General features: G+C 67.3%; 20 protein-coding genes. 10 read left to right on the top strand and 10 right to left on the bottom strand.

What is annotated here, in order from left to right:
* A partial coding sequence (locus tag B8W69_RS07140; protein WP_133057980.1) for a transposase occupies nt 1-592 on the top strand: 592 nt, incomplete at its 5' end.
* A gap of 281 nt (nt 593-873) precedes the next feature.
* Here the strand turns inward: B8W69_RS07140 and B8W69_RS07135 are convergent.
* The 7 genes from B8W69_RS07135 to B8W69_RS07105 form a co-directional block, all read right to left on the bottom strand.
* The gene (locus B8W69_RS07135) at nt 874-2,124 is read right to left on the bottom strand and encodes an HNH endonuclease signature motif containing protein (RefSeq protein WP_085289192.1); all 1,251 of its coding nucleotides are present in this window, start codon (nt 2,122-2,124) and stop codon (nt 874-876) included.
* Nucleotides 2,125-2,238: 114 nt separating this feature from the next.
* Nucleotides 2,239-2,769, bottom strand: coding sequence for a maleylpyruvate isomerase family mycothiol-dependent enzyme (locus B8W69_RS07130; RefSeq protein ID WP_085289191.1), 531 nt, complete (start codon nt 2,767-2,769; stop codon nt 2,239-2,241).
* Nucleotides 2,762-3,217, bottom strand: coding sequence for a MaoC family dehydratase (locus B8W69_RS07125; protein WP_085289190.1), 456 nt, complete (start codon nt 3,215-3,217; stop codon nt 2,762-2,764). The genes B8W69_RS07130 and B8W69_RS07125 overlap by 8 nt, the downstream gene beginning before the upstream one ends.
* A complete protein-coding gene (locus B8W69_RS07120; RefSeq protein WP_085289189.1) occupies nt 3,214-3,744 on the bottom strand; it encodes a MaoC family dehydratase in 531 nt (176 codons plus the stop codon). Before B8W69_RS07120 ends, B8W69_RS07125 begins: the two co-directional genes overlap by 4 nt.
* Nucleotides 3,745-3,757: 13 nt before the next feature.
* Nucleotides 3,758-4,183 (bottom strand): nuclear transport factor 2 family protein, encoded by a 426-nt coding sequence (locus tag B8W69_RS07115; protein WP_085289188.1) that lies wholly within the window; start codon nt 4,181-4,183, stop codon nt 3,758-3,760.
* Nucleotides 4,184-4,273: 90 nt separating this feature from the next.
* Nucleotides 4,274-5,860, bottom strand: coding sequence for an AMP-binding protein (locus B8W69_RS07110; RefSeq protein ID WP_085289187.1), 1,587 nt, complete (start codon nt 5,858-5,860; stop codon nt 4,274-4,276).
* Nucleotides 5,861-5,878: 18 nt separating this feature from the next.
* Nucleotides 5,879-6,988, bottom strand: coding sequence for an aromatic ring-hydroxylating oxygenase subunit alpha (locus B8W69_RS07105; protein ID WP_110881861.1), 1,110 nt, complete (start codon nt 6,986-6,988; stop codon nt 5,879-5,881).
* 94 nt (nt 6,989-7,082) lie between these two features.
* Here B8W69_RS07105 and B8W69_RS07100 point away from each other — a divergent pair, with 94 nt between their 5' ends.
* A complete protein-coding gene (locus tag B8W69_RS07100; RefSeq protein WP_439330594.1) occupies nt 7,083-8,381 on the top strand; it encodes a cytochrome P450 in 1,299 nt (432 codons plus the stop codon).
* A 21-nt stretch (nt 8,382-8,402) separates the two neighbouring features.
* Here the strand turns inward: B8W69_RS07100 and B8W69_RS07095 are convergent, their stop codons facing one another.
* Together B8W69_RS07095 and B8W69_RS07090 are read right to left on the bottom strand one after the other, a co-directional pair.
* Nucleotides 8,403-8,594, bottom strand: a complete 192-nt coding sequence (locus tag B8W69_RS07095; RefSeq protein ID WP_085289185.1) for a ferredoxin — start codon at nt 8,592-8,594, stop codon at nt 8,403-8,405.
* 18 nt (nt 8,595-8,612) lie between these two features.
* Complete coding sequence (locus B8W69_RS07090; RefSeq protein ID WP_085289184.1) at nt 8,613-11,006, bottom strand: CaiB/BaiF CoA-transferase family protein; 2,394 nt, start codon at nt 11,004-11,006, stop codon at nt 8,613-8,615.
* A 93-nt stretch (nt 11,007-11,099) separates the two neighbouring features.
* Here B8W69_RS07090 and B8W69_RS07085 point away from each other — a divergent pair, with 93 nt between their 5' ends.
* Both B8W69_RS07085 and B8W69_RS07080 read left to right on the top strand, forming a co-directional pair.
* Entirely contained in the window at nt 11,100-11,921 is an 822-nt protein-coding gene (locus B8W69_RS07085; RefSeq protein ID WP_085289221.1) for a FadR/GntR family transcriptional regulator, read from the top strand.
* A gap of 19 nt (nt 11,922-11,940) precedes the next feature.
* Entirely contained in the window at nt 11,941-12,657 is a 717-nt protein-coding gene (locus B8W69_RS07080) for an SDR family oxidoreductase (RefSeq protein WP_085289183.1), read from the top strand.
* Nucleotides 12,658-12,660: 3 nt separating this feature from the next.
* Here the strand turns inward: B8W69_RS07080 and B8W69_RS07075 are convergent, their stop codons facing one another.
* Nucleotides 12,661-13,521, bottom strand: coding sequence for an LLM class flavin-dependent oxidoreductase (locus B8W69_RS07075; RefSeq protein ID WP_085289182.1), 861 nt, complete (start codon nt 13,519-13,521; stop codon nt 12,661-12,663).
* Nucleotides 13,522-13,597: 76 nt separating this feature from the next.
* Here B8W69_RS07075 and B8W69_RS07070 point away from each other — a divergent pair, with 76 nt between their 5' ends.
* The 6 genes from B8W69_RS07070 to B8W69_RS07045 are packed head-to-tail and all read left to right on the top strand — an operon-like array spanning nt 13,598 to nt 20,936.
* A complete protein-coding gene (locus tag B8W69_RS07070; RefSeq protein ID WP_085289181.1) occupies nt 13,598-14,677 on the top strand; it encodes an acyl-CoA dehydrogenase family protein in 1,080 nt (359 codons plus the stop codon).
* A gap of 5 nt (nt 14,678-14,682) precedes the next feature.
* A complete protein-coding gene (locus B8W69_RS07065) occupies nt 14,683-15,780 on the top strand; it encodes an acyl-CoA dehydrogenase family protein (RefSeq protein WP_181447350.1) in 1,098 nt (365 codons plus the stop codon).
* The gene (locus tag B8W69_RS07060) at nt 15,777-16,934 is read left to right on the top strand and encodes an acyl-CoA dehydrogenase family protein (RefSeq protein ID WP_181447346.1); all 1,158 of its coding nucleotides are present in this window, start codon (nt 15,777-15,779) and stop codon (nt 16,932-16,934) included. The genes B8W69_RS07065 and B8W69_RS07060 overlap by 4 nt, the downstream gene beginning before the upstream one ends.
* Nucleotides 16,931-17,866 carry an acyl-CoA dehydrogenase family protein gene (locus B8W69_RS07055; RefSeq protein ID WP_085289179.1) on the top strand — a complete coding sequence of 312 codons (936 nt, stop codon included), beginning with the start codon at nt 16,931-16,933 and terminating at the stop codon, nt 17,864-17,866. Before B8W69_RS07060 ends, B8W69_RS07055 begins: the two co-directional genes overlap by 4 nt.
* Nucleotides 17,863-19,368 carry a class I adenylate-forming enzyme family protein gene (locus tag B8W69_RS07050; RefSeq protein ID WP_085289178.1) on the top strand — a complete coding sequence of 502 codons (1,506 nt, stop codon included), beginning with the start codon at nt 17,863-17,865 and terminating at the stop codon, nt 19,366-19,368. The genes B8W69_RS07055 and B8W69_RS07050 overlap by 4 nt, the downstream gene beginning before the upstream one ends.
* Nucleotides 19,369-19,409: 41 nt before the next feature.
* Complete coding sequence (locus B8W69_RS07045; protein WP_085289177.1) at nt 19,410-20,936, top strand: HNH endonuclease signature motif containing protein; 1,527 nt, start codon at nt 19,410-19,412, stop codon at nt 20,934-20,936.
* Nucleotides 20,937-20,996 lie beyond the last annotated feature (60 nt).

Here is a 20,996-nt window from a genome sequence, read left to right as displayed (position 1 = left end):
TCGCTGGCTGCGCGCGCAGGCGGTGCCCCAGTTGCTGACGCCGGCCACGCGCATGGCCTTCGATTCCGACTATGAGCATGTATTGATGCTGCAGGCCAGACGCCGAGGTCTGGATACGGCGATCGAGGAGATCGCCGCCGACAGTGAGTTCACTGCGGTGGTGCGCAGGCTGTCGTGCCTTCGCGGGGTGGGCACGTTGACCGCGTTCGCGTTGGCGGTGGAAATTGGCGACTGGGATCGGTTCACCGGCAACACGATTGGTTCGTTCGTCGGATTGGTGCCCTCGGAGTTCTCGTCGGGTTCTACGCGGGCGCAGGGGCCGATCACCAAGACCGGAAGCACCCACGCGCGGCGGCTGTTGGTCGAGGCGGCCTGGCATCACCGGTCCAAATATCAGGTGAGGGCGGTGATGCGTTCGCGGTGGGAACTGGCCCCGGCGGCGGCCCGCGCTCGTGGTCACGAGGGCAACCGTCGTCTCCACAACCGATGGTTGGGATTCCTGGCGCGACGTAAGCGGTCCACCGTGGCCAACGTCGCGATCGCCCGCGAGCTGGCCGGCTGGTGCTGGTCGCTGGCGGTCATGGACGACTGAGCGCCACCTGACAGCTTTCTCGCGAGCGCGGCGGTGGCAGCGCGTGGATCGACCCGCGACACAACTATGAGCAGACCCGATCAGGTCGACGCTCGACCCTAGACACGCGGATGCGATCCAGCCGAAACCCCGTCCTGCGGTAACCAACCCGCGAATATCAGTCTGACCGCGCGTCGCCAACCGACACGCTCACCACACGCACTCGCGAGAAAGCAAAGAGGCGCCGTCGGGGTAGCCCCCGACGGCGCCTCCCCGTGCCACTTGACAAAATTCTCTACATATCAGTTGGTCGTCGGTGGTGGCTGGGGTTGGAAGGGTTCGTACCACCACCAGTCGGCACGCTCACCGGTAGGTCCCAGGCAGGGCGACACCGCGGGCGGGGGCTGAGTGGGTGGGCGCGCCAGCGATCCCGGGCCCAGTAATCGGCCGGCGTTGTCGCTGACGATGAGAGAACCTGCGGCACCGCTGATGGTGATGACACCACGATGATGCGACCGGTGATGGTAGGGACATAGCAGCACCAGGTTGGCCAACTCGGTGGCGCCGCCGTCTTCCCAATGCCGGATGTGATGGGCGTGTAGACCACGGGTGGCACCACAGCCCGGCACCGCGCACATGCGGTCGCGATACTCCAGCGCGCGGCGAAGCCGCCGATTGATCAGCCGGGTCGCCCGCCCGGCACCAATGACCTCGCCATGGCGTTCGAACCAGACTTCACAGGTGGCATCACAGGTCAGGTATCGGCGTTCGGCATCGGATAGCAGCGAACCCAGATGTAGTGCTGCGACGCGCTTTTCAACGTCGACGTGCACCACAACGGTGGTGTGCTGGCCGTGTGGGCGGCGGGCCGCCTCGGCGTCCCACCCGGCCTCCACCAAGCGCATGAACGCCTCGACAGTGCCCGGCAACGGCGGCAGCTGATCTGCAGTGCGCGCGCCATTGCCGCGATCGCGCTTCCACTCGCTGATCAGCGCATCACGATGAGACGCCAAGGCGGCGTCGAACTTCGCGGCGTCATGGAGGGGAAGCGTGATCCGGTAGCAGCAGCCCTGCTCGCTGGTGGTCATGGTGATCGAGCGCTCCGGCTCGGGCCGGGACTCGGGTTCGGGTCGCGGTTCCAGCTTCACCGCGGTACGCAGCTGAGTGACCGTGGCCACCCCGGCCAGCTGCGCGTAGTGCTCATCAGAACCCTCCCCAGCCCGCGCCGCAATCACCCCAACCTGGTCCAGCGACAGCCGGCCCTCCCGCATGCCCTGGGCGCAGCGTGGGAACTCCTCGAGCCGGCTCGCGATGGTGGCGATCGTGTGGGCGTTCGCCGGCGAGCAGCCGGTCTTCCAGGCCACCAACGCCGGCACCGACCGCGCGCCGGTGACACCGCAGAGCTCGTCGCGATCGATCTCGGCCACGATCTCCACGATGCGCCCATCAATCGCGTTGCGCTGACCGGTCAACTCCGCCAGCTCCTCGAACAACACCTCAAGACGGTCGCTCGCAGTCACCACCACGGCGTCAGCGGATGCGGTCGAAAGCATGACGTCATCATCGCAGCCACCACCGACAAAACCGGCCTCCCTCGATCCCCGGCCTAAAGGTGGTGTGCGCAGATCGAGCTTCAGACGCTGATATGCAAGGGTCAGCTGCCGCCGCTATATGGATTCCGGTCTCCACGACGGGTCGCGGCCAAGCCGCGCCAGAAGTCTTGCCTGCGCATCGGTCTCGTCGCCGACCGGGACGGGCGCACCGAACATCCCGGACGCGGCCAAGGCCTGGGGGTCCGCGGGGAGGCCGGCGGAAAGCGCTTCACACCAATCGGGGTCCAATCGATCGTCGGCGCCCACCGCGCGGGCGAGGTCCCAGGTATGCACCAGAACGTCACGGCTCAGGCTCGGCATCAGCCGGTACTCATCCAGCTGTGCCGCTCTACCTGATCCGAGAGCCTGGGCCAGCGAGTCATACGTCAGTTGCCACCGTGCCCGAGGGTCGTCGCGTGGCCGATCGGGCTTACATTCCAAGGGACGCAACAGAAGAACGTCATGAAACCCGATCACGTGCTCGAGCACGCCTCGGGCGTCCCAGGCGTCGCACGGTGACTGACGGTCCCAGTGGCCATCCGCCGAGGCGACCGCCGCACCGAATCGACGGCACACCGCCAAGTGCAGTTCGCCGACGTCATCCATCGTCACCTGATTCGGGCACCTGCAAGGTCAGCTCGACCGGGCAGCAGAGCACGCCATGCTGATTGGTCACCTGGATTTCGACGTCGACCAGGCAGCGCGGCGGGTCCACCGAGATGTCCCGGCGTTTCGCCACGGCCCGGCCCCGGCCGATCATCGTGTCGCCGGCATACACCGACCCGGCCAGCCGCATGAACCGGCGCACCACCCGCGACCGCGGACCCGCCCAGTCCGTCGCGACGCGGTCGGCGAACCCGGCCAAGTGCATCGTGTTGACATAGATCGTCGGATTCCCCTGAGCCGCAGCGTAATCCGGATCGAAGTGGCCGGGGAAATAATCCCACGTCGCTCCGGCGTTCTCCACCACCCGCTGGTAGCTGATGTGGTCGACGGCTTCCGGCAGCTCCACCGGAACGGCGATCTGGCTCCAGTCCAGGCCGTCGCCGCTCACGAGGAGGCTCCCGGAGTGAAGCGGAACAAGGTGTTGCGGCAGGTGGCCACCACGGTCCCGTCCTGGCGGCGAAAGGTCTCCAGCGTCTCGACGAAATGACCGACGCCGAGCCGCGTCCGCTTTTCCGGTGACACCGAGACAAGCTCGTCGACAACGGTCAACACGTCGCCCTCAACGATGGGCTGTGGAAACTCGACTTCGTTGGCCGCGTTGACGAATGTGGTTCCGGGCAGCGGCACCCGCAGGGCGATCAACGAAGCCGTTCCACGACCCCCGGGTTGCCACGGCGGTGTGATCAGCCAGCCCATCAACAGCGCCGGCGGCGCCAGCAGGCCTCCCCAGTGCTGCCTGGCGAACTCTGAATCCCAATACGAGCGATTGCCGTCCCGGACCATCGCGGCGAACAACTGGATGCGTGCGGCGCTGACGGCGGTCGCCGCGGTGCGGGGCTCGCTTTTCGCGCCGACCATCCGCAGCGCATCTTCGTAGGTGCCGAAGGCCAGCCGCTGACCGAAATCCTGATCCACGTATCGGTGTCGCTCACATGACGAGTGGGTGCCGACTCGGGACCGAATCCCATTCCAGCACACGGGAAGTGAAATACCAGCCACCGCGCTCGTAGATCAGCTTGTCCTTGAAGGTGCCGGTGGCCCGCAGCGTGATGTCGCCGAACATGCTGGCGAAGAGCATGACGACACAACGCTGGACCGCGTCGACCCCGTCGACTTTGATCTCGTGGTCGACGGTGATCATGCGCTGTCCGTCACCGCCGTCGAAGGCGGCGCTCAGATCATCGAACACCTCGCCATCGCGGGTGTAGCTGGCGCCGGAATGGCGGAAGCTCGCGACCCAGTCCTTGCGGTTGCCGTCGGAATAGGCCCGATTGTGCCGAGCATTCAGATCCAGGATGGCAGCGCGCCCGGTGACGGCTTGGAGCATTTGCTGTTCCTGATAAGTCATGGTCATCGCTTTCCAGCCTCTCTCGGAAATGACTGCGGCAATCGGCTGATGGAACACTAAGGCAACTCAACGACTATTACGCGACATTAATGGAACCTAACGGCTAACGATATACCCCTTACTTTCACGATCCCACGCTCCCGGATTGATGCCCCGTTCGCGCAATAGGTCTTTACGAATCCGGCCGATCACATTCTTGGGGAGCTCGCTCACCGCCTCCACGAATCGTGGCACGCAGAAGTAGGGCATGCGCGCCGCACAGAAGTCGAGGAGTTCCGCGAAATCCATTGTGGCGCCGGGCTGCAACGTGATGACCACCAGGACGTCGTCCTCTCCCAGCTCGCTGGGCACGCCGACCGCGGCCGCCTCCGCCACGGCGGGATGGCGCATGACGACGCTCTCCACTTCGACCGAGGAGATGTTTTCACCGCGGCGGCGCAACGCATCCTTGATTCGATCCACATACGTCAGATTCTGATCGCGATCGAGGCGCCCGAGGTCGCCGGTGCGAAACCATTCCGGATGCGGCTTAATCTGCGAATCCGCGCCGACGTAACCTTCGCTCATCACGTGCGAATGCCTGGGCCGACAGGCGATCTCGCCCACGGTGTCGGCGGGCAGTGGGTTTCCCGATTCGTCGAGGATGCGCACCTCGAAATCGGGATTCGGCCGCCCCGAGGTTCCGGGAACTCCGTCGTCGGCCAGCGCCTTGACCGCGACGGGAAACGCCTCGGTGAGCCCGTACATCGTGACGATGCGGCAGCCGTAACGCTTTTCGATGTCGCGGTAGGAGTCCGCATCGATCGGCGCGGCGGAGATGAACCGCAACGGCAGCCGTGCGTCGCCCGGATCCGCGGGCAGATTCCGCAGCATCGACACCATCGCCCCGGCGCCGGCGAATCCGATCGCACCGCGGGCACGTATGTCGCCCCACACCTCGCCGGGATGAAAAGCCCCGGCCAGCACCGTCGTTGCGCCGACCAGCATAGGCGCCAAGATGCTGGGCGCCGCGCTGAGGTGAAACAGCGGCATCGCCGTCCACAGCACCTCGCCCTCGCGAAATTCCCAGGCCGATGAGACGGTCGCGGCCACCGAAAACAGATAGTGCCACGTCGTGGCGACCGCTTTGGACGGGCCGGTGGTGCCAGACGTGTAGAACAAGCAGCCGAGGTCGCCCGGCCCCCCGGCGCCGTCGACCGGCGCGCGGTCCGTGTCCTGACTCAGCGTCGCAGTCAGTGAATCATCCTGCACCACAATGCTCGTCAGGGAGTCCGCTGCGTCGGCGACCTCGGCGGCGCGGGGCCGGCGTTCGGCGTCGGTCAGCATCACCTTGGCCTGCGACAGCCGCAGGGCGTGCAGCAGGAAGTCGCCCTTGTTCGCGGCGTTGATCGCCGCGCTCACCGCCCCGATCCGCGCGGCGCCCAGCCAGAAGTACACCCATTCCGGACAGGTGCCGGTGAACAACGCGACGCGATCCCCGGGTCCGACACCCAAGTCGGTCAACAGGTTTGCCGCCGCGCAGGACCGCTGGCGCATCTGCTCGAACGTCACATCGACTCCGGCGATCGACATCATCACCCGATCGGGGTACTGCTGCGCGCGGCGATCGAGCACGGCCGGCACGGTGAAACGCTCGACGCCATAATCGGAGGGCCGCGCGGGCCCGCTGCGGTCAGCGCACATCAGGCTGGTTGGCTCTGATCAAACTTTGGCGGCCGCCGGGTCGGGCTCGCCGTCGGCGCTGTAACCGAAGTCGGAGGGCGACGGCTCCTCCCCCGGGTAGAAGCGGTGCGCCCACCGGCGAAGGGCCGCGTAGTCGTGCGCCTCTTCCGGAGCCAGGTTGGGCTTCTCCAGATATTTCATGTTCTCCCAGGTGAAGAAGTCCTGTTTGATGACCTCCTGCTGCAGGGCGAGGAACCGGGCGGCACGCCCGGTGGGCACGTCACCGCTGTCGCCCGGTTCACGTACGGACGCCTGGGTGTAGAAGTAGTCGGTGTAGTCCTCGTCGACCGGCGTCTGGCCGGTGACCTGCACGGTGGCCACCAGCTCGCTGGGAAAGCGCACCACGCCCAGGCCCAGCGAATAGTTGTCGTAGACGATCTTGGCGTCGACCGGACCGTTGGGGGTCAGCCACGTCTGCGCCCGGCCGCCGCCGAAATGGGCGTTGACGGTGGCGTGCAGGTGATAACCGGCCACCTCGAACGACGCCGTGGTGGCCGGATTGGCGGCCTTGTGCACGTACTGAACGTGGTAGGGGTCGGCGGCGTTTTCGATGATCATCTGCGGATGGACCTTGACGCGGTTGAGCATCTGGGTGTGCGGGTGCAGCGGGTAGTACTCGTTGGTTTCCAGTTCCGGCAGCACCGGCGGCTGCCAGTACGGCGCCCGGCCGTGGCGCTCGTGCCAGGCCAGGATGAAGCCGTACCACTCCATGCTCGGATAGGTCCGGATGCGGACGTTGTTCTTGCAGCCGATCTTGCTGTAGGGAATCAGCGCGTTGGTACCGTCGCCGCGCCACTGCCAGCCGTGCCAGGGGCAGACGATGTTTTCGCCTTCCACGGTGCCGCCAACCCCGAGGTTGGCGCCGAGGTGCTGGCAGTAGGCCTCCATCACGTGAACCTGGCCCGACGCGGTGCGGAACAGCACCAACTCCTCACCGAAGTAGTGCGCGCGCCTGACCTGGCCGGGAGCCAAATCGGTTCCGAAGGCGACGATGAACCAGCCCGTCGGGAAACGGTAGGTCGACAGGGCTATGCCGCCCGGACCGAACTCCCGTTCCGAAGGGTCTGAATCTGGAATCGTATTCGTCACGAGAACTCCGTTTCCCACGCGGCCGGGCGCACTTTGGGCCGCTCTTACCTCACCGCGTTTCGACGACTAAAGTCTATTTTTACTATTTTAGACATTGAACGTCAACGCGACGCCGGCCGGTGGTCGCGTGGTGCCTGAGCCAATGGGGGTTCGCATGACGGCCGCTGCGGTGGACCTTTCCGACTTCGCCTTGTGGCGTAACGGTTTTCCCGACGAGTTGTTCGCCGACCTGCGGCGCACCAAGCCACTTTTCAAGCACGACCTGACACCGGGTGTCGCCGACACCGTCCGGCGCCGGTTCTGGGTGGCCACCAAACACCGGCACGCGGTCCGACTGCACCGCGACACCGAGTCGTTCACCGCGGCCGACGGCCCGCTCATCCAGCCGGTCGCCATGTTCTCGGCGTCCCCGACGATCATCACCCTGGACCCGCCGGACCTGAACAAGCGCCGCAAACTGATCTCCAACGCCTTCAACCCGCGTGCGATCGCCAAGCTGGAGAACGGCATCCGGGAGCGCGCGGCGCGGATGATCGACAACCTGCTTGCCAACGGCGGCGGGGACTGGATCGAGGACGTGGCCGACGCGCTACCGATGACGGTGATCGGCGACATCATCGGCATCCCGGACGAGGACCGGCCGCGAATATTCGACATCTTCGACCGCATCCTCAAGGCGCTTGCGCCCGAGGCGAGCCCGAGCGGCCAGGTGGAACTCGAGCTGTTCGGCTCGGTCTTCAGCTACGCGATGGAGCTCACCGCCGAGAAGCGGCGCAACCCGACAGACGACATCTGGAGCACGCTGGCCACCGCGGTGATCACCGGCGACGACGGCGAACAGTTCAGCCTGCCCGAGAACGAACTCGAGTTCTTCTTTTTCGTGCTGGCATTCGCCGGCAGCGATACCACCAAGAACGCACTGGCCATCGGGCTGCAGGCGTTCGTCGCCAACCCTGAGCAGATCGACCGCTATCGCGCGGACGAAGCGCTGCGGCCCGGTGCGGTCGAGGAGGTGCTGCGCTGGGCGTCGCCGGTGGCCTATTGGACGCGCACCGCGAAGGTCGACGTCGAGATGGACGGCCAGCACATCGCCAAGGGCGATCGCGTGGTGTCGACGTTGCGTTCGGCCAACCGCGACGAGGAGGTCTTCGAGTCCCCGTTCACCTTCGACATCGGCCGGCAGCCCAACCCCCACGTGGCGTTCGGGGGCGGCGGACCGCATCACTGCCTGGGTGCGATGCTGGCCCGCGCGGAGCTCCGCGCGGTGCTCGACGACCTGTTCCTGCGCTGCGATGACATCGAGATCGGCCCGGCGAAGGTAACCCATCCGAACCTGACCACCAACATGTCGATCTACGACGAGATGGCCATCTCGCTGACCGAGCGACGCTGAGTCGGCGCGCTCAAGCGGCGGTCAGTCCTGCAGGCGCAGCGCGGCCTTGGGACATTGGTCCACCGCGGCGCGCACGTCGATTTCCAGGCGCGGCGGCACGGGGCCGTCCGCGATCTGCACCACGTCTTCGTCGCCCAGCTCAAACACTTCCGCCGCAAGCGATTCGCAGAAGCCGTTGGCCTCACACAAGTTTTCGTCGACCGTTACGCGCATCAGACGCCCTCCACTTCTCTAGAGGCCCTTGGGTCGGGTCCCGATCACCCCGCCGGTCGCGAGGCGTGTCAGCTCTTCGTCGGTCAGCCCGCACCGATCGCGCAGGATCTCTTCATTGTGCTCGCCCAACCTGGGCGGCGGCCGCAGCAGCCACTGATCCTGCCCGGCGAGCCGAGCGAACGGCGGGCAGGGGTACAACCCGAGGCCGGTACTCGCATGATGCAACGACTCGAAAAAGCCACGCTCGCGCAGTTGCGGGTTGTCGGTGACCAGCGACGGCGACACCACCGGGGCCGCGGGTACGCCCGCGCCGGCCAACCGCTCCACCGTCGGATCAAGCGGCTGCCGGGCGAACCAGTCCGCCAGCCTTCCATCGATGTCGTCGGCTCGACCGTGCCGCCCGGCGACGGTGGACAACTCGTCGTCGCCGCACCACGCCGGTCGATCCATCACGTCCACCAGCGCACTCCACTGCGCGTCGTCGCGAACGGTGATCGCGATCCAGTCGTCGGATCCGGCGCAGCGGTAGATGTTCTGGATCGCCGCGCTGTGACCGCGGTTGCCGCGACGGCTCAGCGTCGCCCCGAAGACCTCGGACTCGATCGCCTGAATCGCGGTGGCGTTGAGCACGGTTTCGAGCATCGGCAGTTCGAGCAGTTGGCCCGTCCCGGTGCGTTCGGCGAAGTTCAGCGCGGCCAGCACGGCGAACGCGGCGTGCACACCGGCCAGCGGATCGCACGCCCCGCGCGGCGTCACCGGTGGCGCGTCGGGCAGGCCGGTCACCCAGGCCAGGCCGGCGATCTGTTCCATGGTGGGGGCGAACCCGACGCGTTCCCGCCATGGCCCCTCGATACCGAACGCGGGCATCCGGGCGAACACCAACTTCGGGTTGACCTCGCGCAGCACATCGTCGGTGAGCCCGAATTGCTCCATCACCCGGGGCGAGAAGTTCTCGATCACGACGTCGGCGCCCGCGACCAACTCGGTGAACAGACGGCGGCCCTGCCCGGAGCCCAAATCCAGTGTGACCGAACGCTTGTTGGTGTTCATCGCGTGGAACACCCAGCCGTACTCCCACCAGTCGTCCACGTCGGTGCGCATCCCGCCGGAGTATCGGATGCCGTCGGGACGCTGGATCGACTCGACCTTGACGACGTCGGCGCCGAAAGCGGCCAGCAGATGGGTCGCGGCCGGCCCGGCCCAGAACGCGGTGAGGTCGACGATGCGGACACCGGCCAACGGCAGCCCGTCCAGTTCGGGCTCGGCATCGGATTCCGCACGGCGCCAAGGGGACTCGTCGTCGGCCTCACCGCACACGGGTGTGTCACCCACGGGTGCGGGCGCACACACCGACATCAGCCAGGGCGGCCGGGGCTGATCGAACCCGGCGGGGTTGCGGGTGAAGACCTCTCGCTCGCGCACATACTCCAGCTCCCGGATGGTGGAGCCGTTGCCCAGCGCGGCGATCGGCAGCCGGAACAGTTGTCCGAGTTCGACGATTTCGGCGACGGTGCGTTCGGCCAGCCACGGGCGGATCTGCTCGCGGATCAGGTCGCGATATTGCCACCGGCCGATCTGAAACCGCAGCTGTTCGATCTCCTCCAACTGCGGGCGTTCGACCATCGCGGCGAAGTCGAGCCACTGCTGGCCGGTGACCATGGTGATGCCGACGTAGCCGTCCTTGGCGGGTTCGATCGACGGGACCTCGGTGGTGCGCCGGATCGGTGGGACGCGCAGCAGCTGCGAGTGCAGCCATTCGCTGCTCTGCATCGTGGTCAACGCTTCCAGCATGGACAGGTCCAGGTGTTCGCCAGGCCCGCCGTGCTCGACGCGACGGCGCACCGCCAGGGCGCCGAACGCGGCGAACACGCCGCCCATGTACTCGCCCAGATCGCCGCCGATAGAGATCGGCGGCCCGGCCGGATCGCCGCGGAAGCCGGGCGAACCCGCCCACGCCTGCAGGGTGAACTCGGTGGCGGCCCGGTCCGCGTAGGGTCCGGTCCAGCCGAAGTCGGAGATGCTGACGATGATCGCCCGCGGCGAGTCTTCCAGCAGCTGTTGTGGGTCGATGCCCAGCGCCGCGGCGCGCCCCCGGCCCGCCGTCACAACGATGACGTCGGCGCCGGCCAGTTCGTCGCGATAGCGCTGCGAGCCGGGGGGAAAAGTCATGCTGCGCTTGCCCGCGTTGAGGTAACTGAAAAACGGCCCGCTGCGTTCCTGGGGAATCGAGGAAGCGCTGGCGGAGTAGCGCCGCAACCAATCCCCTTGCGGCGGTTCGATCTTATGCACCTGCGCGCCGGCGTCGCGCAACAGCTTCCCGCAGTAGCTGCCCGCTATCCGGTCACTGATCTCGACGACACGCAAATCGTGTAGCGGTGTCGGTCGGCTTTCGGACCGCTCGCTCAACTGCACCCGCCCTTCCGATCGACATGCGACCAGGGAAGCTATTTATATCATTACTGCTAAAATAGCTAAGCCAGCGAGTTGCATGTGTTCGAGGATCGGATGACCGCCTTGGGAATTGGCCCCGACGCCCGGCGCCGGTTGTCGGCGCCGCGGATCGCCGAAATCGTAGCCGACGAGTTGCGCCGTCAGATCATCGACGGCGAGCTCGCGGACGGTGATCTCTTGCCACGCCAAGAGGTGCTCGTCGAACAGTTCAACGTGAGTTTGGTGTCGCTGCGCGAAGCCCTGCGGATCCTGGAGACCGAGGGGCTGGTTTCGGTGCGGCGCGGCAACCGTGGTGGTGCCGTCGTCCACGCCCCGGCGAAGACCAGCGCCGCTTACATGCTCGGGTTGTTGCTGCAGAGCGAGTCCGTCGAGGTCGCCGACCTCGGCATGGCTTTGCAGGAACTCGAGCCCGCCTGCGCCGCATTGGCCGCCCGCCGGCCGGACCGGGCGGAGACTCTAATACCCGAGCTCACCCGAATCAACGAGTCGATGGCCGAAAACCTGGACGACGGACGGCTTTTCACCGAAATCGGGCGCGAATTCCACGATCAGGTCGTCCGCGGCTGCGGCAATCACACGATCATCGCGGTCGTCGGCAGCCTGGAGACGCTGTGGACCAGTCACGAACGGCAGTGGGCCGACGAGAGTGCGTCCCGTGGCACCTACCCGTCGCTCACTCAGCGCCGCGCGGTGCTCAACACGCACGTCAAGCTGACCGAGACCATCGCCGAGGGTAACGTCGACCGGGCCCGCCGCATCGCGGGTCGCCATCTGGCCGACACGCAGACCTATGTCCTCTCCGGCCAGCACGATCAACGCATCTATGCGCTCTCCCCGCAGGCGTTGTCGCGGCCGCGGGATATCCGGCACTCCTGACGAGCGGCCTGCAACGGTCATGCGAACCGCATTGGTCACCGGCGGCAGCGGCGGGATCGGAAAAGGGTGCGCGCGCAAGCTGGTTGAGCGTGGCTACGACGTGGTGCTCTCGGCGCGCCGCGAGGCCCCGTTACGCGCCGCCGCCGAGGAGATGGGCGCCCGTCACGTCGTGGCCGACGCATCCGACCCCGGCGGATTCCCCGCTGCGATAAGCACATTGGAGACGATCGACCTGGTGGTTCACGCGGCCGGTGCGCTCGGGGGAACCTACGCGCGCAAGCAGACCTTCGAGCAGTGGCAGGCCATCATGTCGGCCAACCTGGATTCGTGCTTCGTGGTGACGTCCGCGGTGCTGCCGAAGATGACGGCGGGCTCGCGGCTGGTGTTCATCTCGTCGTCGGCCGCGCACGAGCCGATGCCGTCCCGCACCGCCTACTCCGCGTCCAAGGCCGGCATGAACGCGTTCGCGCGCGCCCTGGCGCTCGAAGTCGACCGCGACGGCATCAGCGTGCACATCGTCACGCCCGGACCCGTGGCCACCGAAATGCTGCAGGACGTCCCGTTCGAGATGTACGCGATCGCGGTGTCCGACGTCGCCGAGGCGGTTGCCTGGCTGGACACCGTCGACCCGTCGGTCGATCTGCCGGAGATCCGGTTGTCCGCCGTGCAGCGCGGTCCCTTCGCGCGGCCGCCGGTGGTGCCGACCGAGGCGCGGCGCCGCAAGCGACGAGGGTGAGGCTTACGCCGCCGGGAAGGCCTTGATCACCGATTCGCCGAACTCGTGCAGGGAGTCTGGAGCCGCGAAGTCGGCGAACCACACGTAGAACCGCTCGACCCGTTGGGCGGCCAGCCGGCGGAAGTGCCCGATCAGCTCGTCGGCGTCGCCGCAGACCAGCCCGGACCCGAGGTTGCCGAATCGACGGGTGCTCACCTCGCGCACGGTGTCGGGGTCGTCCCCCGACCGCACGAAGCCGACCATCTGCTGAATCGACATCCGGGCCGTTCCCGCGGCCGGGGCGAGCTTCGGCAGCCTGTCAAGCTGGTTCGCCGGCAAATTCCACCAATCCGCGTATCTGCGAACGAGTTCCATCATCTTGGGGCCGCTTCCACCCAGGACCAGCGGTATCGGGTAGGACCGGCGCGGAGCCTGCGGGGCCGTCCCGGATTGGTCGTCGTCGTCGCCCCAGTACCGCCTGATCAATTCCAGGTGGCGGCCGAGTTGTTCGACCCGTGCGCGCGGATCTTGTTGCCCGACATCGAATCTCGCGAACTCCGATGGCCACGACCCCGCCCCGAGGCCTAACTCGAACCTGCCCCCGGATGCCTCCGACAACGTGACGGCCTGTTTAGCGAGCACGGCAGGATGCCGAAACGCGTCACACAGCACCAGGTGACCGACCCGCAGCCGCTCGGTCTTGGCGGCTACCCAGGTCGCAACGCCCATTGCCTCCCAGATGCTTTCGTCGGGCAGCCCGGGCGCCTCGAGGTGATCGATGAAGGCGATCCCGTCGAAGCCGCTGGCCTCGGCGTGACATGCCCGGTCCGCGATCTCGGCCGCCGCCAATCGCACCTGCGGCAGGAACAGATACCACTCGGCCATGCGCCACCTCAACGTCGGGTTCCGTGCGATTGCGACGGCACGGCTAGTTTATTATCTTTACTATGTTAGAGGTCTTATGGATGTCGGACTGAACTCGGAGCAACTGTCGCTGCGCGACACCGTACGCGACATATTACGTACGGAGTGCCCGCCCGACGCCGCACGTCAAGCGATCACCGATCCCGAGCGCTGGCGCACCCTGTGGAAGACGGTGGTCGATCTCGGCTGGACCGAACTCGCCGCCCCCTCAGAGGAAGGGGCCGGCGACTACGGACCGGTCGAGCTGGCCGTGGTTCTCGAGGAATGCGGTGCGGCCGTCGCGCCGATTCCGTTGCTGGGCAGCGTCGGTCTGGCCGCGGGCCTGCTGCGCAACACCGGACTCGACTCCGTGCTGACCGACATCGCCGGCGGCGTGGTGGCCACCCTGGCCGTCCACGCCGAGGGATCCCGACTGCCCGGGGCGCCCATGACACTGCGCCAGGGACGCCTGCGCGGCACGGCGGTTGCCGTCCCCAACGTGTCGCGCGCCGAGCTCGTCGTCACTCTGGCGCGCTCCGACGGCGGTGACACCGTGGCGGCCGTCGCCCGGTGCGGCGACGGGGTCACCGCGGTGCCGGCGGCCGAATCCACCGATCCCGCCCAGCCGTTGGCAGGCGTCGAGATCGACGCGGAGCCCATCGCGGTTGCACCGGTCGACCTCGGATCGGCATTCGTGGCGCCCTGGGTGGCCTCGGCCGCCGACCTCCTCGGCGTGGCGAGCTCGGCGTTGTACCGCTCGGTCGAGTACGCGAAATCACGGCGCCAGTTCGGCCAGCCGATCGGCGCGTTCCAGGGCGTCAAGCACGCACTGGCCGACAACTACGTCAGCGTCGAGCGTGCCCGCAGCCTGACCTATGCGGCGGCGGCCCGGCTCGCCGACCCGACCACGCCCCCCGCAGAGCTGTGGACCGCCGCGGCGCTGGCCAAGGCGGCGGCCAATGACGCGGCGACCGGCTGTGCGCGCACCGCGGTCCAGGTGCACGGCGCCCTCGGGCAGACCTGGGAGCACGACGCCCACCTCTATGTGCGCCGCGCCTGGCAGGGCGCCGCCATGCTGGGCGACAGCCGCTCTCTGTATTACGAGGTGGGCCGCCGATTCTGCGGGGGTGCCGCTTGAGCCCGGTGGTGGAGGAATTCAGCGCGTGGTTGGCGGAGTTTCTGCCCGACGACTACTACGCGAACTATCGGCAATACCGCTGGGATCTCGGGTTGCGGCGCGATTACCAGCGCGCCTCGTTCGAGGCCGGGTGGTTACAACCGACCTGGCCGCGCGAGCACGGCGGCCGCTCGCTGGGCTTGCGCGACGCCATGGAAGTCCGGATCGAGGCGGCGCTGCGGTCCGCACCCAAACTCCCCAACATTCAGGGCCCCGGCGTGGCCGCGCCCGGCATCCGCCAGTTCGGCACGCCCGCCCAGATCGAGCGTCTGCTCGTCCCGCTGCTGCGCGGCGACGAGTGGTGGGCGCTGGGCATGTCCGAACCCGAGGCCGGGTCGGATTTTGCCGGCCTACGCACCCGCGCGGTGCTCGACGGCGACGTATTCCGGGTCGACGGCCACAAGATCTGGACCACCCAGGCGCACCTGTCGCGATGGTGCACCCTGTACGCCCGCACCGATCCGGAAGCCCCCAAACACCGCGGCATCTCCTGCCTCATCCTCGATCTGCATTCCCCCGGGGTCAGGGTCGAGCCCATCCGGATGGCGTCGATCTCCGACGAAACGTTCTGCGAAGTCTTCCTCGACGACGTCGCGGTGCCGGCCGAAAACCTGCTGGGGCCACTCAACGGCGGCTGGAACGTCGCCCTGTCGTCGCTACACCATGAGCGCCAGATGATCTGGATCATGAACTGGGTCGAGATCAAACGGGGGCTGGCCTCGGTGCGCGAGGCCGGCGCCGCGGACTCGAGCCAGGACGTGTACGCCGAACTCGGTTCGCTGCTGGCCGATGCGGAAGCGTTGCGGGCCACCGGATATCGCGCGCTGGGCAACGAACTCGCGGGACGGCCCAGCCCGGAAGCCGACACCATGAAGCTGCTCGGATCGCTTACCTTACAGCGCGTTTGGGAACTGAGTGCGGCCGCCGCGGGCCCCGATTCGGCCACCGATCCGGATCTGCTGTTCGAACGTCAGGACGCGCTGGCCGCAACGATCTACGGCGGGACGTCGGAGGTTCAGCGCAACATCATCGCCGAGCGGCTGCTCGGGCTGCCGAAGGGATGACGACCATGGATTACGACCTCGGCGACGACGCCGGACGACTTCGCGGACATCTGCGCGAGCTGGTTGCCAACCACATCCCCGCCGACTTTTTGGGTGCCTGCACCGAGAACCCGCAGGACCTCGCCACCACCGAGACGTTCTGCAAACTGCTGGCCGCCGAGGGGCTGCTGGCGCTGGCGTGGCCGAAAGAGCATGGCGGCGGCGGTGGTTCGGTCTGGCAGCAGACGGTGCTGCGCGAGGAGATGTGGGCCCAACACGAGCCGCGCGGTCCGCAGTACATGGGGATCAACTGGGTCGGGCCCGCGCTGATGCGGTACGGGACGGCCGAACAGAAGACCAAGCACCTGGCGGCCATCGCCTCCGGAGACGTGATCTGGTGCCAGGGCTTTTCCGAGCCGGAGGCCGGCACCGACCTGGTGTCGCTGCGTACCCGCGCCGTCGCCGACGGCGACGGATGGCGCATCACCGGCCAGAAGGTGTGGACGTCGTACGCGCTGATGGCATCCTGGTGCGTCCTGGCGGCGTGCACCGACCCCGAGGCTCCAAAACATAAGCGGCTCACCCTGTTTCTGATCCCGATGGACCGGGCCGGCTTCACCGTCCGGCCGATCCCGTCGATGCTGGGACCCCACCACCTGAACGAGATGTTCCTGGACGACGTGCAGGCGTTCCCCGGTGACGTGCTCGGCGAGGTCGGCGACGGATGGCGGGTGATGCGTGAAGCCCTGGCGTTCGAGCGGGTGGGCATCGCCCGCTACGCGCGCTGTGAATCGCTGCTCGAACGCATGCGCGCCCAGCTCGGCGACGACTGGGATCAACTGCCCGAAACGATCCGCACCCGGTGGGTGCGCGCGCTCGTCGACCTACGGGTCGCCCGGCTGCTCGCCTATCGCGCGGTCTCACTGCAGGACGACCCGGCTGCGGGGGCGGCCGCCAGTGCGGCGCGGATCATCACCACGACGTGCGATCAACTCGTCGCGGAGTTGCTGTTCGACGTGCTGGGCCCGACGGCGCTGGACAGCGGAACCTCCGCTGCACTGCACGGGGCCATCGAAGACCATTGGCGCTACGCGCAAGCGGCCACCGTCGCATCGGGCACCATCGAGGTGCAGCGCATGCTGGTGGCACGAGACGTATTGGGAGAACACAGGTGAAAACCGATCTACCACAAGACATCAGCGACTTCGCCGCCGTCGCCGGCAAGCGACTGACCCGCTTGGGCGGACCGCCGGCCGCGCTGCGCGCCGAGACCGACGACGCTATCCGGGATGCCGCGCGTGCCGCGCTGAACGATGTCGGCGCGTTCGACCTCGACGTCCGCTCTGCGGCGGATGACCTACTGGCCGCGGCGGTGCTCTGTCAGGCCGCCGGCGCCACCGTGCTCCCGTACCCGTTGGTGGAGGAGCTGTTGGCGATCGACGGCGCGCGCCTGGCTCTGGTCAATCCGACTGCCCCGCGCATCGACCACGGCGACCTGGCCGGCGACTGGGTGGCCGCGGACCTGGACGGCAATCGGTACCGGCCGCAGCCGGGGGCGCGGACCGGCGCCAAGCTGGGGCCGTTCCTGGTCCCGGCCACCTTGAGCGCACCCGAGGGAACCGTGCCCGCCGCCGACGTTAACCTGCATCTCGTGCTGGGATCATGGCGGATTCTGGGAGCGGTGCAGCAGTCGTTGCGGATTGTCACCGAGCATGTGCGTGCCCGGATTCAGTTCGGCAAGCCGCTCGCGGACTTCCAGGCGGTCAGATTCGCCGTCGCCGACGCGGCCGTCGCGGTCCGCGGGCTGCACGAACTCGCGAAGTACACCATCTGCCGCCCGGATTCGCTTCCAACGCAGATTCATTCGGCCGACGCCCTGATTCTGCGGCTCAAGGCCGCCGACACGGCACGACAGGTGATGCGCTCGTCCCACCAGCTGCTCGGAGCGCTGGGCTTCTGCGACGAGTCCGACGTCAGCGTGCTCGATCGGCACACCCAACCGCTGATGCGGCTGCCGCTGGGCACCGAAGAGCTCGCCTTGCGCCTGATGCCCTGCGTGACGGACGGGTCGTTCGAGACACTGTTCAGTGAGCCGGTATCGGCATGACCGAATCCCCCGCGGCCGCGGTGACGCCGAATCCGTTCGACGAGGGAGTCCCATTCGGGATCAAACTGCAGCAGCTGGCCGAAGAGCGGCGCGACGATCCGGGCGTCACCATTGTCGCGCTTGACGGCACCGCGGAGCCGCTGACTTTCGGCGAACTCGATGCCCGCGCCAACCAGTGGGGGCGGGCGTTGGCCGCCAGCGGCGTCCAAACGGGTTCATTTGTCGCACTTGCTATCCCGAATTCTCGGCATCTTGTGCTCGCCACGCTGGGGTGCTGGAAGATCGGCGCGGTTCCGGTCCCCATGCACTGGGACCTGCCCGAGTGGGAGCGCGATCGGGTGCGGGCGGTGATCGACCCCGCCGTCGTCGTCGACGAACAGAGCCGCTGGGAGCTCGACGCCCGCGCGGCCGCCGAGTCCGCCGACGCCCTACCGGTCGCCGTCTCCCCCACCGCCAACGGGATCTGCAGCAGCGGGTCCACCGGTGTGCCCAAGGTGATCCTCAACCTGGCGCCGTCGCTGTGGATCCCGCAGCAGGGCGAACCGTTCCTGTCGAACTGGACGCCGGTGGCCCAGCCGCAGACCATCATGGTGCCCGCGCCGATGTATCACACCAACGGCTTCGCCACCTTCCTGATGATGCTGGCCGGCGACCACTTGGTAATCCTCGAAAAGTTCGACGCAGCACTGGTTCTCGATGTCATCGAACGTTTCCGGATTACCAACTTCACCGCCACGCCCACCATGCTGGCGCGCATCGCGGCCCGGCCCGATGTGCGGCAGCGGGACCTGTCCAGCATCGTCTTCGTCCTGCAGGGCGCCGCCGTGATGCCGCCGTCGCTGCTGCACACCTGGTTCGAACTGCTCAGCCCCGAGCAGATGGTGACGGCATACGGCATGACCGAAAACCTCGGGCTCACCGCGTTGCGCGGCGACGAGTGGCTCGCCCACCCGGGCAGTGTGGGCCGCGGCTTCCGCGACACCGAGATCCGGATCCTGGACGCCGACAAACGGCCGCTGGGGCCCGGCGAGGACGGGGACATCTACCTGCGCGCGCCGATGAGCGCGGGGTACCGCTACCTGGGCGGGGCGCCCCCGCTGCCGTCGACCGAGGACGGCTTCCGCTCGGCCGGCGACATCGGCCACCTCGACGAGGACGGCTTCCTCTACATCGTCGACCGCCGCGTCGACATGATCGTCACCGGCGGCGCCAACGTCTTTCCGGCCGAAGTCGAGTCCGCGCTCGCCGGCCACCCCGGCATCGCCGACGTCGTCGTGATCGGGCTGGCCGACAAGCAATGGGGACGCCGGGTGCACGCGGTTATCCAGCGCGCCGAAACCGACGGCGCCGCGCCGCTGTCCGAGCAGCAGGTGATCGAGTACGCGAAGAATCGCCTCGCCCCTTACAAGGCGCCCAAGACCGTCGAGTTCGTCGACGCGATTCCGCGCACCGCGGCGACCAAGGTCAACCGCTCGGCGATGATCGAGGCCCGGGGCGGCTGACGCGCGAAGGCTTGTCAGAGCCGCGCCCTATAGTCGAATGTATGTTCGAAACCACCACGGGCCGTGGATCGCCACCAGAGGTGATCGCCCGGTTTGACGCCATGTTCGCGCGTCTATGTCCGGCCGCTACGCCGGAGTCCGCGGCCTTGCTGGAACGGATCCGTTCGTCGGCCCGCGCGGAGAACCGAGCTGCCGGTGAGCGCCTGGTGGCAATTGGCGAACTCGACATGCTGCGGCTGCGCCAATACGGGGAACGCGAGACCTGGGTTTCCGACACGTGGGATTCCATATCCGCAGAGATCGCCGCCGCGCTGGGAATCAGCCAGGCGCTTGCGTCAAGTTTCTTGAACTATTCGCGCGCCATGCGGAATCGGCTACCAAGAGTCGGCTCCGCGCTGGTCTCCGGTGACATCAGTTATTTGACGTTCCAGACGATTGTGTTCCGCACCGACTTGATCGACGATGCCGAGGTGATGGCCGCGGTCGACACCGCGCTCGCGCTAAGAGTGCAGCGGTGGCCGACGATGACGCGCGGGCGACTGGCCGCTGCGGTGGATCGGGTGGTGGCCCGGGCAGATCGCGACGCAGTCCGGCGACGCCGCGAACACCAAGCGGGTCGCGAATTCTCGATCTGGGATGGCGGCGACGGCCTGTCAGAGGTTCAGGCAACACTGTTCACCACCGATGCCCACGCCGTGGACGCTCGGCTGAATGCCTTGGCCGGCACGGTTTGTGAAGGTGATCCGCGAACTCTGCAGCAGCGTCGCGCCGATGCGATGGGGGCATTGGCGGCCGGAGCCGAACGGCTGCAGTGTCGCTGCGGCCAGCCGACGTGTTCCGCCGGCGCGCGCTCGGTGCCCAGCCCGGTCGTTATCCACGTGGTGGCCAACCAATCCACCGTTGACGGTGCCTCACCAGACCCCGGTTCGATCATCGGCGCCGACGTTCCCGTCCCTGCGGAGTTGGTTGCGCACCTTGCCGAATCGTCGAAACAGCGACCCCTGGTGCATCCCGTGGACGCACCGCCGGAGCGCGGGTACGTCGCTTCACAGGCGCTTGCCGACTTCGTGCGCTGCCGGGATTTGACGTGCCGCTTCCCCGGGTGCGACCGCCCCGCAACCGAAGCCGATCTCGACCATACAATCCCGCACTCTCAGGCCGGCGCGACGCACGCATCTAACCTGAAATGCCTTTGCCGACAACATCATCTGATCAAAACCTTCTGGGGATGGCAGGACCAGCAGCTGCCTGACGGCACCGTGATCTGGTGCTCTCCGTCGGGGCACACTTACGTGACCACCCCGGGCAGCGCACTGCTGTTTCCGTCCTTGTGCGCGCCAACCGGTGAGATATCCCGGCCTTGGCAGCCCGACCGCCTCACCGATCGTGCCGCCATGATGCCGCAACGGCGGCGAACCCGCGCGGACAACCGCGCGCAGTACATCGCCGGCGAACGCCGGCATAACCGCGCAGTACTTCAAGCCCGCATCGCCTGCGAAACGAGTCGGGCGGCACCACCGCTCACCACTCAGGGTCATCCGCCCGACCCGGAACCGCCGCCCTTCTAGTTCCCGCAATTTGGGATCGGTAGCGAAATCAAGCGCAAGACTTTTGCCACTCGTTGCAAC

The sequence above is a fragment of the Mycolicibacterium vulneris genome (assembly GCF_002104765.1).
Lineage (GTDB): Bacteria > Actinomycetota > Actinomycetes > Mycobacteriales > Mycobacteriaceae > Mycobacterium > Mycobacterium vulneris.
This window is presented reverse-complemented; position numbering and strand designations above follow the sequence as displayed.

Coding starts and splice junctions, on each gene's coding strand:
- B8W69_RS07080 (WP_085289183.1), top strand. CDS start 11,941: ATGCGAACCGCATTGGTCACCGGCGGCAGCGGCGGGATCGGAAAAGGG.
- B8W69_RS07085 (WP_085289221.1), top strand. CDS start 11,100: ATGACCGCCTTGGGAATTGGCCCCGACGCCCGGCGCCGGTTGTCGGCG.
- B8W69_RS07115 (WP_085289188.1), bottom strand. CDS start 4,183: ATGACCATGACTTATCAGGAACAGCAAATGCTCCAAGCCGTCACCGGG.
- B8W69_RS07060 (WP_181447346.1), top strand. CDS start 15,777: ATGACGACCATGGATTACGACCTCGGCGACGACGCCGGACGACTTCGC.
- B8W69_RS07050 (WP_085289178.1), top strand. CDS start 17,863: ATGACCGAATCCCCCGCGGCCGCGGTGACGCCGAATCCGTTCGACGAG.
- B8W69_RS07110 (WP_085289187.1), bottom strand. CDS start 5,860: ATGTGCGCTGACCGCAGCGGGCCCGCGCGGCCCTCCGATTATGGCGTC.
- B8W69_RS07095 (WP_085289185.1), bottom strand. CDS start 8,594: ATGCGCGTAACGGTCGACGAAAACTTGTGTGAGGCCAACGGCTTCTGC.
- B8W69_RS07070 (WP_085289181.1), top strand. CDS start 13,598: ATGGATGTCGGACTGAACTCGGAGCAACTGTCGCTGCGCGACACCGTA.
- B8W69_RS07075 (WP_085289182.1), bottom strand. CDS start 13,521: ATGGCCGAGTGGTATCTGTTCCTGCCGCAGGTGCGATTGGCGGCGGCC.
- B8W69_RS07045 (WP_085289177.1), top strand. CDS start 19,410: ATGTTCGAAACCACCACGGGCCGTGGATCGCCACCAGAGGTGATCGCC.
- B8W69_RS07135 (WP_085289192.1), bottom strand. CDS start 2,124: ATGCTTTCGACCGCATCCGCTGACGCCGTGGTGGTGACTGCGAGCGAC.
- B8W69_RS07130 (WP_085289191.1), bottom strand. CDS start 2,769: ATGGATGACGTCGGCGAACTGCACTTGGCGGTGTGCCGTCGATTCGGT.